Consider the following 14,682-nt stretch of genomic DNA (forward strand, 5'->3'; position numbering starts at 1 on the left):
GCCCTCCATTCAAGGTAGGACAATCGAATCATGCAACGCAAAACCCGTCAAGCGCTCCGCGAAAACCAAACCTGAAGATGTGTGCATCCCCTAGCCTCGCACGGGGGGGGCGCGCCGCGCGCGGGCGGCTTTCTGACGACCCAGCCCGCCACCCTCTGGTTCCTCGGATGCCTCGGTCTCTTCACCCTTGGCGTGACCGTGCTGGCCGAGGGGTTCGGGATCGGCACGCTCTCCACCTCGATGGTCAAGATCCTCGGCATGACACTTTGCCTGTGTCTGATCGCGGTGGCGATGGACGTGGTCTGGGGCTATTGCGGCATCCTCAGCCTTGGGCATTTCGCCTTTTTCGGGATCGGCGGCTATGCCATCGGCATGTGGCTGATGTATGCCCGCACCGAAGGCATCGTGACCGAGGCGCTTCTGTCGGCCCCGATTCCGCCCACCGAATCCGAGATCACCGACGCCATCGCCACGCAGATCTTCGGCGTGGTGGGCAGCAGCGAGTTGCCGGCACTCTGGGGCTTTGCCCATTCGCTGCCCTTGCAACTGGCGATGGTGGTGCTGGTGCCGGGTCTTCTGGCGCTGGTTTTCGGTTGGCTGGCCTTCCGAAGCCGCGTCACCGGCGTTTACCTGTCGATCCTCACGCAGGCGATGACGCTGGCCCTGTCGCTCTACCTTTTCCAGAACGACAGCGGGCTGCGCGGCAATAACGGTCTCTCGGGGCTGCAAAACATCCCCGGTCTGGATCACCTGCCGCAGGCGACCCTCTCGCTGTGGTTCTTCTGGGCCTCGGCGGCGGCGCTCGGGCTTGGCTACCTGTTCTTCGCCTGGCTGGTTTCGGGCAAGTTCGGCTCGGTTATCCGCGCGATTCGCGACAACGAGGCGCGGGTGCGGTTTCTCGGCTACGAGGTGGAGCATTACAAGCTGGTGGTATTCACGCTCACCGCGGTGGTCGCGGGGCTCGCCGGGGCGCTCTACTATCCGCAGGCGGGTATCGTGAACCCGGCGGAGATTGCGCCCATCGCGTCCATTTACCTCGCCGTCTGGGTCGCCATTGGCGGGCGCGGGCGTCTGTATGGCGCGGTGATCGGCGCGGCGGTGGTCAGCCTCGCCTCAAGCTGGTTCACCGGCGGCGGCGCGCCCGCGATCGACCTTGGCTTCTACACCATCAACTGGACCGACTGGTGGCTGGTGCTTTTGGGCTTCGGCTTTGTCGCGGTCACGCTCTTCCTTCCGCGCGGCATCGGCGGGCTGTTCGACCGGCTGGTGAGGAAATCATGAGCGCGCTGCTCGAAGTCTCGGGCGTGTCGGTCACCTTCGACGGGTTCCGCGCCATCAACAACCTCTCCATTTCCATCCCCGAAACCGGGCTGCGCGCGATCATCGGACCCAACGGCGCGGGCAAGACGACCTTCATGGATATCGTCACAGGCAAGACAAGGCCTGACGAGGGCCGGGTGATCTGGGGCGAGAAATCCATCTCGCTTCTGGGGATGAGCGAGAGCGCCATCGCGCAGGCGGGCATCGGGCGCAAATTCCAGAAGCCCACGGTGTTCGAGGCGCAAAGCGTGCGCGACAACCTTGCCATGGCCCTGCGCGCCCCGCGCGGGCCGTTCGAGGTGTTGCGTGCCCGCCGCTCGCGCGCCGCCGATGACCGCATCCACGATCTGGCCGAGGAAATCGGTCTTGCCGATGCTCTGCCCCGCCCTGCCGGAGAGTTGAGCCACGGGCAGAAGCAATGGCTGGAAATCGGCATGTTGCTGGCGCAGGACCCGGCGCTTTTGCTGGTGGACGAACCCGCCGCCGGGATGACCCCCGCCGAGCGCGAGCACACCACCGATATCCTGAAACGCGCGGCTGAAACCCGCGCCGTTGTGGTGATCGAACATGACATGGAATTCGTGCGCCGCCTCGATTGCCGGGTGACGGTGCTGCACGAGGGCGCGGTTCTGGCCGAGGGCAGTCTGGATCACGTCACCCGCAATCAACAGGTGATCGATGTCTATCTGGGGAGATGAGCCATGCTGAGTGTCGAGAACCTGACATTGCATTACGGCGCGTCGCAGATCCTGCACGGCGTCAGCCTGAGCGCGCGGCCCGGCGCGGTGACGGCGGTGATGGGCACCAACGGGGTGGGCAAGACCAGCCTCCTCAAGGCCATCGCCGGGCGGCACCCCTGGTCGGGCGGGCGGATTTCCCTAGATGGGCGCGAGTTGCCCCACCTCACCGCCGCGCAGGCCGCACAATCCGGCATCGCCTATGTGCCGCAGGGGCGCGAGGTATTCCCGCTGCTGACCGTGACCGAAAACCTGCAAACCGGCTTTGCCTGCCTGCCGAAATCAGAGCATCGGATTCCGCCGCGCATCCATGATCTGTTTCCGGTGTTGGCGCAGATGAAGGACCGGCGCGGTGGCGATCTGTCGGGCGGCCAGCAACAGCAACTGGCCATCGCGCGGGCCCTGATCGCGCGGCCCCGCGTGCTTTTGCTCGATGAGCCGACCGAGGGGATCCAGCCCAATATCATCCAGCAGATCGGCGACGTGATCCGGCTTTTGCGCGACGAGGGCGAGATCGCCATTGTTCTGGTCGAGCAATATTTCGATTTCGCCTACGGGCTTGCGGACGAGATCGTGGTGCTCAATCGCGGCGAGGTGCGCCTGTCAGAGCCCGCGGCGACGGTGGATCGTGCGCGGCTCTTGCGCGAAGTGTCCATTTGATGGGCGGTCTGCCGGTTTTTCGGGCAACCCGGTGTGTGAGCGCCGCCCTGAGCGGGGCGCAGGTCCGGCCCTGTCTGGCGGTCGGTCACGGCTTGGCTAGGCTGGTCGCGAAAGGAACGCCCCGAACATGACTGCCCTACCCGCCCCCGTCCTTCAACGCTCTCACGGGTGCGCGCTTGTGTCATTTGTCCCCGGTCCGGGCGGAGCGCGGCTCGACCGGCGCTTTCAGAAGGGGTCGGCCAAGGCCTTCGTGCATCCGGGCGCATCGGGGCCGGAGGTGGTGTTTCTCAACACATCCGGCGGGCTTGCCGGGGGCGACCGGCTGTCGCTCTCGCTCGATCTTGGGCCGGGCTGCCGTGCCACGGCCACCACGCAGACCGCCGAACGGGCCTATCGTAGCACCGGTGGAGCGGCGCGCGTCGAGGTGCGGCATGTGGTGGGGGCGGGCGCGCATCTGGATTGGCTGCCACAGGAAACGATCCTGTTCGATCAAAGCGATCTTGCGCGTGAGACAGTGATCGACCTTGCGCCGGATGCGTCTTGCCTGATGCTGGAAACGGTGGTCCTTGGCCGCGCGGCGATGGGCGAGACGGTCACGCGCACCACCCTGCGCGACACCCGCCGCATCACCCGTGCGGGCAAGCCGGTTCTGATCGAGCCGCTGCACCTGTCCACCCAAGCCCTGACCGCCGGCCCCGCGATCCTGAACGGCGCGCGCGCCTTTGCCACGCTGGCGCTGGTAAGGCAGGGGGCCGAAGATGCCGTGGGTTGCGCCCGCGCGGCGCTGACCGAAGAGGGCGTGACCGGCGGTGCCTCGGGCTTTGACGGCAAGCTGGTGATCCGGCTCATGGCGGGCGACGGCTGGCCCCTGCGCCGTCAGGTGATGCGGCTTTTGCGCGCCTTGCGCCCCGGCCCCTTGCCCCGCGTCTGGCAGATTTAGGAGAGATACGCGATGAACCTCACCCCCCGCGAAAAGGACAAGCTGCTGATCAGCCTCGCCGCCATGGTGGCGCGGGCGCGGCGCGCGCGCGGCGTGCGGCTCAATCACCCCGAGGCGGTGGCGTTGATCACCGATTTCGTGGTCGAGGGCGCGCGCGAGGGCCGCACGGTGGCCGATCTGATGGAGGCGGGCGCGCATGTCGTCACCGCCGATCAGTGCATGGCGGGCATCGCGCAGATGATCCATTCCGTGCAGGTCGAGGCGACCTTTCCCGACGGCACCAAGCTTGTCACCGTCCACGATCCCATCCGCTGAAAGGACAAACCCATGCGCTACCTTCTTCCCATTCTGTTCCTGCCGACGCTCGCCCATGCCCATGCAGGGCCGCATCTGCACCCGCATGGCATAGATGCGATGTGGCTGATCCCCGTCGCCGCGCTGGCGCTGGCCGGGGGCTATGCACTGGCCCGGTGGCGCAAATGATCCCCGGCGAACTGTTTCCCGCCGAGGGCGAGATCACGCTGAACGCAGGCGCGCCCGTGACCGTGCTCATGGTCGCCAATACCGGCGACCGGCCCGTGCAGGTGGGCAGCCATTACCATTTCGCCGAGGCCAATCCGGGGCTGTCCTTTGACCGTTTGGCGGCGCGCGGGCAGCGGTTGGACATCCCCGCAGGCACCGCCGTGCGCTTCGAGCCGGGGCAGCGGCGCGAGGTGCGTCTTGTGCCCTATGGCGGCGCGCGGCGGGTGTTCGGGTTCAACGGGCAGGTGATGGGAGACCTCTGACATGGCCACATCCATCCCCCGCGCCGCCTATGCCGCCATGTATGGCCCCACCACGGGCGACCGGCTGCGGCTGGGCGATACCGATCTGATCATCGAGGTGGAGCGCGATCTGACCACCTATGGCGAAGAGGTGAAATTCGGCGGCGGCAAGGTGATCCGCGACGGCATGGGCCAGAGCCAGACCACCCGCGCCGAAGGGGCGGTGGATACCGTCATCACCAACGCGCTGATCGTCGATCATCAGGGGATCACCAAGGCCGATGTCGGGCTACGCGACGGCCTCATCGCCGGGATCGGCAAGGCCGGGAACCCCGACACGCAACCCGGCGTCGATATCATCATCGGGCCGGGAACCGAGATCATTGCCGGAGAGGGGCGCATCCTCACCGCCGGGGGCTTTGACGCGCATATCCATTTCATCTGCCCGCAGCAGATCGACGACGCGCTGCATTCCGGCATCACCACCATGCTGGGTGGGGGCACCGGCCCCGCGCATGGCACGCTCGCCACCACCTGCACCCCCGGCGCATTCCATATCGGGCGGATGTTGCAGGCGGCGGATGCCTTTCCGATGAACCTCGGCTTTGCGGGCAAGGGCAATGCCAGCCTGCCGGGTGCCCTGATCGAGCAGGTCCACGCCGGGGCCTGCGCGCTGAAATTGCACGAGGATTGGGGCACGACACCGGCCGCCATCGACAATTGCCTGAGTGTCGCCGACGATATGGATGTGCAGGTGATGATCCACACCGATACGCTGAATGAAAGCGGTTTCGTGGAAAACACCCTTGCCGCTTTCAAGGGCCGCACCATCCACGCCTATCACACCGAGGGTGCGGGCGGCGGCCATGCGCCCGACATCATGAAGGTGGTGGGGTCGCAAAACGTGATCCCGTCCTCGACCAACCCGACCATGCCCTATACCGTCAACACGATCGAGGAGCACCTCGACATGCTGATGGTCTGTCATCATCTTGACCGGGCGATCCCCGAGGATGTGGCCTTTGCCGAGAGCCGCATCCGCCGCGAGACCATCGCCGCCGAGGATATCCTGCACGACATGGGCGCGTTTTCGGTCATGGCGTCGGACAGTCAGGCGATGGGGCGCGTGGGTGAGGTGATCATCCGCACCTGGCAGACGGCATCGAAAATGCGCCAGCAACGCGGGCGGCTGGCCGAAGAGACGGGCGATAATGACAATATGCGGGTGAAACGCTATATCGCCAAATACACCATCAACCCCGCCATCGCCCACGGGATCAGCGCCCATATCGGCAGCATCGCCCCCGGCAAGCGCGCCGATCTGGTGCTGTGGGACCCGGCCTTTTTCGGCGCGAAACCGGAAATGGTGCTGATGGGCGGCACCATCGTTCTGGCGCAGATGGGCGACCCCAACGGCTCCATCCCCGCGCAGCCGGTGCATTCGCGGCCGATGTTCGGGGCGTTCGGGCGGTCGGTCGAGCGGTCCTCGGTCTTGTTCGTCAGTGCGGCGGCGCAGGCGGATGGGATTGGCGCGGCGCTGGGGCTCGCCAAGGACACCGTGGCGGTCGGCAATACCCGCAAGATCACCAAGCGCGACATGATCCACAACAGCCTGACCCCCGAGATCGAGGTTGACCCCGAGACCTACGAGGTGCGCGCCAATGGCGAGGTGCTGACCTGCGCCCCGGCCAGCGAATTGCCGCTGGCGCAGCGATATTTCCTGTTCTGAGAGGGACCCATGACCGACCTGCCAACGGCCCGCCACCTCCTGCCCCATGCCCCCGAGAGCGTGGCCGATACGGTCGTGCTCGACTATGACGCACGGCTGATGCGGCGCAAGCGGTTGGTGGGGCGGGGCGGCCTTGCCTTTCTGGTCGATCTGGCAGAGGTGACGAACCTTGACGATCACTGGGGCTTTGCGCTCGACGATGGCCGCGCGGTGGCGGTGGAACCGGCCCCCGAGGCGCTGGTAGAGGTGCGCGGTGATCTGGCGCGGCTGGCCTGGCATATCGGCAACCGGCACACGCCCTGCCAGATCGGCGCGGATCACCTGACGATCCGCCGTGATCATGTGATCGAGGCGATGCTGGCGCGGCTTGGCGCGACCCTGACCCCCGTCACCGGCCCATTCCGCCCCGAAGGCGGGGCCTATGGCAAGGGCCGCACGATGGGCCACGATCATGGGGGCCACGATCACGGTGGCCACGATCACGGCCACGCCCACCACAGCCACGCCTGATGCTCTCCCCCGCGCATCTCACGCTTGTGCAATGGCTTTCCCCGGCCTTCCCGACCGGGGCCTTCGCCTATTCCCACGGGCTGGAGACCGAGATCGCCATGGGCACGGTGCAGGACGCGGCAAGCCTTGAGATTTGGCTGGGTAATATCCTCCGGTTCGGCGCGGGCTGGCAGGATGCGGTTTTGTTGGCGTTGGCACTGGAGGGCGATTGCGACGCGCTCGACGATCTTGCCCGCGCGCTGCAAGCTTCGGCCGAGCGGCTGCGCGAGAGCCGCGAGCAGGGCGCGGCGCTGGCGCGTTGCGTGGCGGGGATCAGCGGGCGCGACATGCCTGCGCGCCTGCTGCCCGTGGCGGTGGCCGAGGCCGCGCGCGCGCTCGATCTGCCCGCACGGGACGTGATCGCGCTTTATCTGCACGGCTTTGCCGGAAACCTTGTGACCATCGCCATCCGCCACGTGCCGCTTGGCCAGACCGAAGGGCAAGCGGTTCTGGCGCAGCTTTTGCCGGAGGTTCACGCGCTGGCAGAGCGCGCCGCCCGCGCCATGCTGGACGAGATCGGCACCTGCGCGCTGGCGGGGGATCTGGCGGCGCTGCGGCACGAAACCATGGAGGTGAGGATATTCCGCACATGACAAGCAAGAAGATGAACGGCCCGCTGCGTGTGGGCATCGGCGGCCCGGTGGGCGCGGGCAAGACCACGCTGACGGCGGCGCTCGCCCGCGCGCTCGCCCCGCGCCTGTCGATGGCGGTGATCACCAATGACATCTACACCCGCGAGGACGCGGAGTTCCTGATGCGCGCACAGGTGCTGCCCGCAAGCCGCATCCGGGGCGTGGAAACCGGCGGCTGCCCGCATACCGCGATCCGCGAGGATGCGAGCATCAATCTGGCGGCGGTGGATGACCTCAACGCAGCCTTCCCCGATCTCGACCTGATCCTGATCGAATCGGGCGGCGACAATCTGGCGGCCACCTTCAGCCCCGAACTGGCGGACCTGACGATCTATGTCATCGACACCGCCGCAGGTCAGGACATCCCGCGCAAACGCGGGCCGGGGCTGACGAAATCCGACCTTCTGGTGGTCAACAAGACCGATCTGGCCCCCCATGTCGGCGTCGATCTGGCGCAGCTTGAGGCCGATACGGCCCGTGCGCGCGGCACGCGGCCCTATGTGATGGCCGGGTTGCGCGACGGGCTCGGGGTGTCGGCAATTTCGGCGTTTCTCCTGCGCGAGGGCGGGCTTGTGCTCCGGTCGGGCAGTGCGACCGGGACAGATGCGCGCGCGCCCGCCATGCCCCGTGTCTCAGTCGAGTAGCCTCCTCAGATACGCGCCATAGGCGTTCTTGGCAAAGACATCGGCGCGCCGGGCCACGGCCTCGGCGTCGATCCAGCCCTGTTGATAGGCGATCTCCTCGAGGCAGCCGGTCTGCAAGCCCTGGCGCTCCTGAAGTGTGCGCACGAAATTGCCAGCATCGAGCAAGCTGCCATGGGTGCCGGTGTCGAGCCAGGCATAGCCGCGCCCCATCTTTTCCACATGCAGCTTGCCCGCTTTGAGATAGAGTTCCAGAAGCGACGTGATTTCCAGCTCACCGCGTGCCGAGGGGCGCACCTCGCGCGCAAGGCGTGGCGCGTCGCCGTCGAGAAAATAAAGTCCGGTGACCGCATATCGCGAGGGCGGATCGGCGGGTTTCTCGATGATTTCGCGGGCGCGGCCATCGGCGTCAAAACCCACCACACCATACCGTTCAGGATCGGAGACGTGATAGCCAAAGACCGTGCCGCCATCGCGCCGCGCATCCGCCTCGGCCAGAAGCGGCGGCAGACCGTGCCCGAAAAAGATGTTGTCGCCCAGCACCATCGCCGAGGGCGCGCCGCCCAGAAAATCCTCGGTCAGCGTATAGGCCTGCGCCAGCCCGTCGGGGCTGGGTTGCGTGACATAGTCGAGCGAGATGCCCCATTGGCCCCCGTCGCCCAGCGCGGTCCGGAATTGTGCCTGGTCCTGCGGCGTGGTGATCACGGCGATATCGCGGATACCCGCAAGCATCAGCACCGAGAGCGGGTAATAGATCATCGGCTTGTCGTAGATCGGCAGAAGCTGTTTCGACAGGCCCATGGTGATCGGGTAGAGCCGCGTGCCGGAGCCGCCAGCGAGGATGATGCCTTTGCGGTCGCTCATGTCTGGATCACTCCGATTTCCTTGAGAATTTCTGGCACGGCCGCGCGCCAGTCCGGCCGCGAGACGCCAAAGGCCGCCTCGGTCGTCCGGCAATCGAGACGCGAGTTGAGCGGGCGGGCGGCAGGGGTGGGATAGTCTGCGGTCGGGATGCCGGTCACGGCCACGTCGCGCCCGGCGGCGGCCAGGATCGCCTCGGCAAAGTCGTGCCATGAGACGTCCGGCGCGCCCGAGAAATGGTAGGTGCCGCTGAGGGCGGGATCCGTGCAGAGGCGATCGGCAATGGTCAGGCAGGCATGGGCGATGGCACCTGCCGGGGTCGGCCCGCCGATCTGGTCGTTGACGATGGCAAGCGCGGTGCGCGTGTCGGACAGCCGCAGCATGGTCTTGAGAAAGTTGGTGCCATGGGCCGAGAACACCCAGGAGGTGCGCAAGATGACATGCGCCGCGCCGCTGTCTTGAATACCGATCTCGCCCCTGAGCTTGCTGCGGCCATAGGCATTGAGCGGGGCGGTGGGGGCCTGCGCCGCGCGGGGCGCATCGCCGCTGCCGTCGAAGACATAATCGGTCGAGATATGCACCAGCGGGATACCGAGTGTCGCGCAGGCACGCGCCATGGCCGCCGGGGCCTCGGCATTGATGCGCGTGGCAAGCGGTTCTTCCGATTCGGCCCGATCAACCTGGGTAAAGGCGGCGGCATTGATGACCGCACGCGGTGCGTTCCGGGCGATGGCGGCGGCGCAGCTTTCGGGATCGGCAAGATCAGCCTGCGTGCGCCCCAGGCAGAGTGCACCGGGCGCACCCCGCGCGATTTCGCAGGCGACCTGCCCGGTCCGGCCAAAAACCAGAAGGCTCATGCGTGCGTCCCCACCCGGCTGCCCACGCCATCGACCGCAAGGAGCGGCTGCCACCAGTCCGGGTTGTCGAGATACCAGCGCACCGTGCGCCGCAACCCGTCCTCGACCGTGACTGAAGGCCGCCAGCCCAGGTCGCGGGTGATGCGTTCCGGGTCGATCGCATAGCGCGCGTCATGGCCGGGCCGGTCAGTGACGAATTCCACGAGGTCACGGTACGGGCCGTCGCGGCGCGGGGCCATCTCGTCCATGATATCGCAGATCGTGTGAACGAGGTCGATATTGCGCCGCTCGTTATGCCCGCCGATATTGTAGCTGCGCCCCGGTTCGCCCTTGGCCACCGCAAGCAGCAGCGCGTCGGCGTGATCCTCCACGTAAAGCCAGTCGCGCACATTCTCGCCCTGTCCATAAACCGGGATCGCGCGCCCGTGAAGGGCGTTGAGGATCACCTTGGGGATGAGTTTTTCCGGAAAATGGTAGGGGCCGTAATTGTTCGAGCAGTTGGTCAGCACCACCGGCAGGCCATAGGTATGATACCATGCTCGCACCAGATGGTCCGAGGCTGCCTTGGACGCCGAATAGGGGCTGCGCGGATCGTAGGGCATCGTTTCGGTGAAGAGGCCCGTTGGGCCAAGGCTGCCATAGACTTCATCGGTCGAGATGTGGTGGAACCGGAAGGTTTCGGGCCGTCCGGCGCGCTGCCAATGGCCGCGCGCGGCCTCCAGCAGCGTGTAGGTGCCTGTGATATTGGTCTCGATGAAGTCCCCCGGCCCGTCGATGGAGCGGTCGACATGGCTCTCGGCGGCAAGGTGCATGACCGCATCCGGCGCGGTTTCGGCCATGATCCGCTCGACCGCCGCGCGGTCGCGGATGTCGGCATGGACAAATCGGTAGAGCGGGTTTCGGGCCACCATCGCGACGTTTTCGGGACGGCCGGCATAGGTGAGCGCATCGAGATTGGTCACGCGATGGCCACGCGCCACTGCAAGGCGCACCACCGCCGATCCGATGAAGCCGCAGCCGCCCGTGACAAGCAGGTTCACCTCCTCAGCCCTCCCATGTGAAATATGCAGGCAAATCGCGCAGGCGTGGGGCGGCGGCGTCCTTGTCCGACAGGATCGGCGGCGCGTTGAGCCCCCAGTCGATGCCGAGATCGGGATCGTCAAAGCGCACCGCCGCGTCGCATTGGGGCGCGTAGTAATCCGAGCATTTGTAGATGATTTCCGTCTCGGGCTGTCGGGTGACGAAGCCGTGGAGGAAACCTGCCGGAATAAGCAATTGCCGCCCGTTCTCGAAGCTCAGATCGACACCCACCCAGTGTCCGTAGGTCGGGCTGCCATGGCGGATATCGACCGCGACATCGTAAAGCGCGCCCCGCCCGCAACGCACCAGCTTGGCCTGTGCATGGGGCGGGGTCTGGAAATGCAGGCCGCGCAACGTGCCCGGCGCAGTGGAGAGCGAGTGATTGTCCTGCACGAAATTGGTCTCGATGCCCTGTTGCGCGAGGCTGCGGCGGTTCCAGCTTTCGCTGAAAAAGCCGCGACCGTCGCCGAAACGGGGCGGCGTCAGGACCAGCACGCCGGGCAGCGATGTCGTTTCGATGATCATGACGGGTCCTGGCTTGTTTCCGAGCGCTGCAAACGACGGAACAGGCACCGTTTCAGGCGAGTCTCGTCGTGCTGTTACGCGCGTTCATACTGAACCCTTCCTCATATTGGAATGCCGGAATTGGACAGCATCCGTGGCGCATGGTGCCGTGAGGTGCGGCGCGCCGGACGGAGCGTCCTCAGCGGGGGCCTTTCCGTCGATCGGCAAGGCCTGTGGCATCAGGGCCCGCATCGTCACGGCCGCCTTTCGGGTCTGTAAGCGGGCCTCGAGCCGTCTTGGAATGGCGCCGTGTTGCGCGACACCGCTGTCATGCCCTCTGCTTCGGCGATCACCCGCGCGATACGCTGGCCGATGGCACGGCTGCCCTTCATCGACGGATGGATCCGGTCAACCGCGTGATAGGAAAGGTCGCCGAACGGCACGAGATCGGCCAGAGGCACGAAGTGCACGCCGATGTCCAACGCCGCGAGACGCGCCACGCGGGTATCCATCTCGTGGCCTTCGTCCACGCAATGCTCGATCGGCGAATTGACCCCCGGTGTGCGCAGGTAGCCCACGAAAATCACCTGAGCGCCCGATTGCCTAAGCCGCGAGACAAGGCCGGGTATCGCGCCGCGCCGCCCGTCGCGCGAAATCAGCCGGTCCATTCGCCGCTCGCAGCGCGAGCAGCCGCAACCAAGCCAGAGATCGTTGCCGCCGCCGTTGAGCACGACCCAATCCCAGCTGCCGCCGCGGTGCTGTTTGGGAATGCTGAGGCCGATGGCCCCCGTGATCGGCAGCTTGTAGAAAAACCGCGCCCCGGCGATGGAATTGTCAACAACCGGCTCGCCCAGGGCCTGTCGCAGCGCGGTGCCGACGGAATGGCCCGTCAGCTTGTGCATGGCGAAAAGCGAATCACCCATCATCAGGATGCGCGCCCGCCCCTCGGCAAGGGAGGGGCCCGCAGGCAGCGCAGCGAACAGAATCAGAGCGGTCAGGACCCGTGCGAACATCTCGCCTCCCCAGAGCAAATCCGTCCCACCCGTCTGGGACCATATCAGACTCTCGCAAAAAGATGAACAAAAGGTGGACAACACACTGTTTCCGGACCGGCGCTGTCCATGCTGGCCTGGTTTGTCCGGGTCCGGGGAAATCGGGGCACCTGCGATCAAGCAGATCAGGGGCGCGGCACCGCGCGCCGCGTGAAGCGCTCCACAAACCGCGCCCGCGCATCGGGCAGGGACCGGTTTCCAAGGTGCGGTGCCAGATGGTGACGCAGGAAATGCCCCGTTACATCAAGCCCCTGCGCTATTTCGGCGTCGGGAGCCGGCCCTTGCCCCAATAGGCAGGGCGGCAGCGGCAAAAGCCGGTCGGCCCAGTCTCCCGCCCCCGCGCGCGACACCGCGCGCCCGGTTTTCGGGGATATGTAACTCAGATCATTGGCCTCTTTCCCCATCACCGCGCAGGCCCGCAGATCAAGGCCAAAGCCCATCTCCTCCAGCAGCAATAGTTCCCACTGCAAATAGGCCAGCGGCCAGATCCCGGGCTGATCGAGAAGATCGAGCAATATCAGGCTATGGCGATAAAGCACCGGATGAGCCTCGCGCTCGGGCAGCGCGAACAGCAACAGCGCACAGACCGCATTCAGCCCCGCCAGGGCCAGCCGCTCGCCCATGGTCCAGGCCCGCGATCTGACCGGCTCGACCCGGAATGTGCCCAGGTGATCCTCAAGCCGCGCCCGCCACTCCAGATCGACCTGCGCACCGGGTTGCAGCACCGGCGTCATCCGCCGCGACGCGCCGCCCCTTACCAGGCCCGCGTGCCGTCCGTGCGTCTCGGTAAAGACCTCAACGATGACAGAGCCTTCGCCGTGGCGCCGGAGGCCCAGAAGGATGCCCTGGTCGCGCCACTCCATCGCTCAGCCCGCCAGCCCCGGTTCATCGAGCATGTGCCGTCCGGCACGGTCCTCCACCTCGATCACCCAGAGGTCGGGATCATAGCCCCGCTGTCGGCCGATCGTCGCATCCACCTCGGTCTCGGTCCCCTCGGCCAGCACGAGCCAGCGCCGCTCCCCGCTCATCAGATCGACCGACCGGTGATAGACCGCCGCCTTGCCGTCCAGCGTGTTGATCTTCACGAGGACCGCGCCCGCGCCGTCATCCCCATGGGCAACGACGAACCCCGGTATCTCCGCCAGCCGCAACCGCGCGAGATAGGCATCGACCCAGAAGCGCGCCGTCAGCCGTGGTACCATCCCCGCCCCTTCATCGTTCTGCAAATACTCCTGCCGGAGGCGTCCGACCGTGCCATCAGGCCGATCCGTCGCGGAAATCGAGCCCCATTTCATTGTAGCGCTCGGCCTCGTCCATCCAGTTTTCGCGCACCTTGACCTGAAGGAAAAGATGCACGGGTCGCCCGAGGAATTCGGCAATCTCGGCACGCGCGGCCTGTGATACGGCCTTGATCGTCTCGCCCTTGTGGCCCAGCACGATCCCCTTGTGCCCGGCGCGGATCACGTAGATGATCTGGTCGATCCGGGCCGAGCCATCCTTGCGGTCCTCCCAGTTTTCGGTCTCGACGGTGAGCTGATAGGGCAATTCCTGATGAAGCCGCAGCGTGAGCTTTTCGCGGGTCATCTCGGCGGCGATCATCCGCATCGGCAGATCTGCGATCTGGTCCTCGGGGTAAAGCCATGGCCCCTCGGGCACCGCCTCCGCCAGCCATCGGCGCAGATCCTCGACCCCGTGGCCGCGCTCGGCCGAGATCAGGAATGTCTGCTCGAAGGCCCGCCGCTCGTTCATGTCCTTGGTCAGCGCCAGCAGCCGCGGCGCCTCGACGCGGTCGATCTTGTTGATGGCAAGCACGATCCTGCGGCCCTGCGGCAGATCGGCCAGCCCCTCAAGGATGCGCTCCACCCCCTCGGTCACGCCGCGATGCGCCTCGATCAGCAACACCACGATATCGGCATCCGCAGCGCCCCCCCAGGCCGCCTTGACCATCGCCCGGTCAAGCCGCCGGCGCGGCTGAAACAGGCCCGGCGTATCGACGAAAACAAGCTGGCTCTGTCCCTCCATCGCCACGCCCCGGATGCGCGCGCGGGTGGTCTGCACCTTGTGCGTGACAATGCTGACCTTGGCCCCCACCATGCGGTTGAGAAGCGTGGACTTGCCCGCATTGGGCTCTCCGATCAGGGCGACGAATCCGGCTCGGGTGGTCATGGGCATCCTTGGTCCAGTGTTGTCGGAATGCCCATCCATCAAGGTCCAGGGCGCGGCTGATACTCTTGGACCAGACCCTGCCTTTCCGCAAGCGGACAATCGAACAGGACGGGGCAATGTCCCGCCTGCGCGCGTGCCGCGGGGCGTTGAGCGGCCCTTGTCACAAGAGCATGTTGTGTGATCCGGCAGG

General features: G+C 66.2%; 19 protein-coding genes. 11 read left to right on the forward strand and 8 right to left on the reverse strand.

All coding sequences use genetic code 11. From position 1 onward, the window contains the following. Positions 1–132 precede the first annotated feature (132 nt). From urtC to ureG, 11 genes are all read left to right on the forward strand, one after another. Positions 133–1,281, forward strand: coding sequence for an urea ABC transporter permease subunit UrtC (gene urtC / locus ACSSV8_RS09590; RefSeq protein ID WP_454282402.1), 1,149 nt, complete (start codon positions 133–135; stop codon positions 1,279–1,281). Beyond that, positions 1,278–2,018, forward strand: coding sequence for an urea ABC transporter ATP-binding protein UrtD (gene urtD, locus ACSSV8_RS09595; protein WP_454282285.1), 741 nt, complete (start codon positions 1,278–1,280; stop codon positions 2,016–2,018). The genes urtC and urtD overlap by 4 nt, the downstream gene beginning before the upstream one ends. A 3-nt stretch (positions 2,019–2,021) precedes the next feature. Further along, entirely contained in the window at positions 2,022–2,717 is a 696-nt protein-coding gene (urtE, locus tag ACSSV8_RS09600; RefSeq protein WP_454282286.1) for an urea ABC transporter ATP-binding subunit UrtE, read from the forward strand. A 127-nt stretch (positions 2,718–2,844) separates the two neighbouring features. Then, positions 2,845–3,657 (forward strand): urease accessory protein UreD, encoded by an 813-nt coding sequence (locus tag ACSSV8_RS09605; protein WP_454282287.1) that lies wholly within the window; start codon positions 2,845–2,847, stop codon positions 3,655–3,657. A gap of 12 nt (positions 3,658–3,669) precedes the next feature. Next, positions 3,670–3,972 carry an urease subunit gamma gene (locus ACSSV8_RS09610; protein ID WP_354538574.1) on the forward strand — a complete coding sequence of 101 codons (303 nt, stop codon included), beginning with the start codon at positions 3,670–3,672 and terminating at the stop codon, positions 3,970–3,972. Positions 3,973–3,984: 12 nt separating this feature from the next. Beyond that, positions 3,985–4,140, forward strand: coding sequence for a hypothetical protein (locus ACSSV8_RS09615; protein WP_354538575.1), 156 nt, complete (start codon positions 3,985–3,987; stop codon positions 4,138–4,140). Beyond that, positions 4,137–4,442: an urease subunit beta gene (locus tag ACSSV8_RS09620; protein WP_454282288.1), complete on the forward strand. Its 306-nt coding sequence runs from the start codon at positions 4,137–4,139 to the stop codon at positions 4,440–4,442. The genes ACSSV8_RS09615 and ACSSV8_RS09620 overlap by 4 nt, the downstream gene beginning before the upstream one ends. A gap of 1 nt (position 4,443) precedes the next feature. After that, positions 4,444–6,150: an urease subunit alpha gene (ureC, locus tag ACSSV8_RS09625; RefSeq protein WP_454282289.1), complete on the forward strand. Its 1,707-nt coding sequence runs from the start codon at positions 4,444–4,446 to the stop codon at positions 6,148–6,150. 9 nt (positions 6,151–6,159) lie between these two features. Continuing rightward, entirely contained in the window at positions 6,160–6,660 is a 501-nt protein-coding gene (locus tag ACSSV8_RS09630) for an urease accessory protein UreE (protein WP_354538579.1), read from the forward strand. After that, complete coding sequence (locus ACSSV8_RS09635; RefSeq protein WP_454282290.1) at positions 6,660–7,292, forward strand: urease accessory protein UreF; 633 nt, start codon at positions 6,660–6,662, stop codon at positions 7,290–7,292. The genes ACSSV8_RS09630 and ACSSV8_RS09635 overlap by 1 nt, the downstream gene beginning before the upstream one ends. Continuing rightward, positions 7,289–7,975, forward strand: coding sequence for an urease accessory protein UreG (gene ureG / locus ACSSV8_RS09640; RefSeq protein ID WP_454282291.1), 687 nt, complete (start codon positions 7,289–7,291; stop codon positions 7,973–7,975). Before ACSSV8_RS09635 ends, ureG begins: the two co-directional genes overlap by 4 nt. Here the strand turns inward: ureG and rfbA are convergent. The 8 genes from rfbA to era all read right to left on the reverse strand — a co-directional run bounded on the left by rfbA (position 7,964) and on the right by era (position 14,492). After that, positions 7,964–8,836 (reverse strand): glucose-1-phosphate thymidylyltransferase RfbA, encoded by an 873-nt coding sequence (rfbA, locus tag ACSSV8_RS09645; RefSeq protein WP_454282292.1) that lies wholly within the window; start codon positions 8,834–8,836, stop codon positions 7,964–7,966. The genes ureG and rfbA overlap by 12 nt on opposite strands. Beyond that, positions 8,833–9,690 carry a dTDP-4-dehydrorhamnose reductase gene (gene rfbD / locus ACSSV8_RS09650; RefSeq protein WP_454282293.1) on the reverse strand — a complete coding sequence of 286 codons (858 nt, stop codon included), beginning with the start codon at positions 9,688–9,690 and terminating at the stop codon, positions 8,833–8,835. Before rfbD ends, rfbA begins: the two co-directional genes overlap by 4 nt. Beyond that, positions 9,687–10,730 carry a dTDP-glucose 4,6-dehydratase gene (gene rfbB / locus ACSSV8_RS09655; protein WP_454282294.1) on the reverse strand — a complete coding sequence of 348 codons (1,044 nt, stop codon included), beginning with the start codon at positions 10,728–10,730 and terminating at the stop codon, positions 9,687–9,689. The genes rfbD and rfbB overlap by 4 nt, the downstream gene beginning before the upstream one ends. A gap of 4 nt (positions 10,731–10,734) precedes the next feature. Further along, entirely contained in the window at positions 10,735–11,295 is a 561-nt protein-coding gene (gene rfbC / locus ACSSV8_RS09660; protein ID WP_454282295.1) for a dTDP-4-dehydrorhamnose 3,5-epimerase, read from the reverse strand. A gap of 233 nt (positions 11,296–11,528) precedes the next feature. After that, on the reverse strand, positions 11,529–12,287 hold the full coding sequence (locus tag ACSSV8_RS09665) for an SGNH/GDSL hydrolase family protein (protein ID WP_454282296.1): 759 nt from the start codon (positions 12,285–12,287) through the stop codon (positions 11,529–11,531). A 164-nt stretch (positions 12,288–12,451) separates the two neighbouring features. Beyond that, positions 12,452–13,189, reverse strand: a complete 738-nt coding sequence (gene recO, locus ACSSV8_RS09670) for a DNA repair protein RecO (protein WP_354538587.1) — start codon at positions 13,187–13,189, stop codon at positions 12,452–12,454. Between the two features lie 3 nt (positions 13,190–13,192). Continuing rightward, the gene (locus ACSSV8_RS09675; protein WP_454282297.1) at positions 13,193–13,528 is read right to left on the reverse strand and encodes a DUF1491 family protein; all 336 of its coding nucleotides are present in this window, start codon (positions 13,526–13,528) and stop codon (positions 13,193–13,195) included. A gap of 55 nt (positions 13,529–13,583) precedes the next feature. Further along, a complete protein-coding gene (gene era / locus ACSSV8_RS09680; protein ID WP_454282298.1) occupies positions 13,584–14,492 on the reverse strand; it encodes a GTPase Era in 909 nt (302 codons plus the stop codon). Positions 14,493–14,682 lie beyond the last annotated feature (190 nt).

Source organism: Roseovarius sp. MBR-79 (assembly GCF_053628555.1).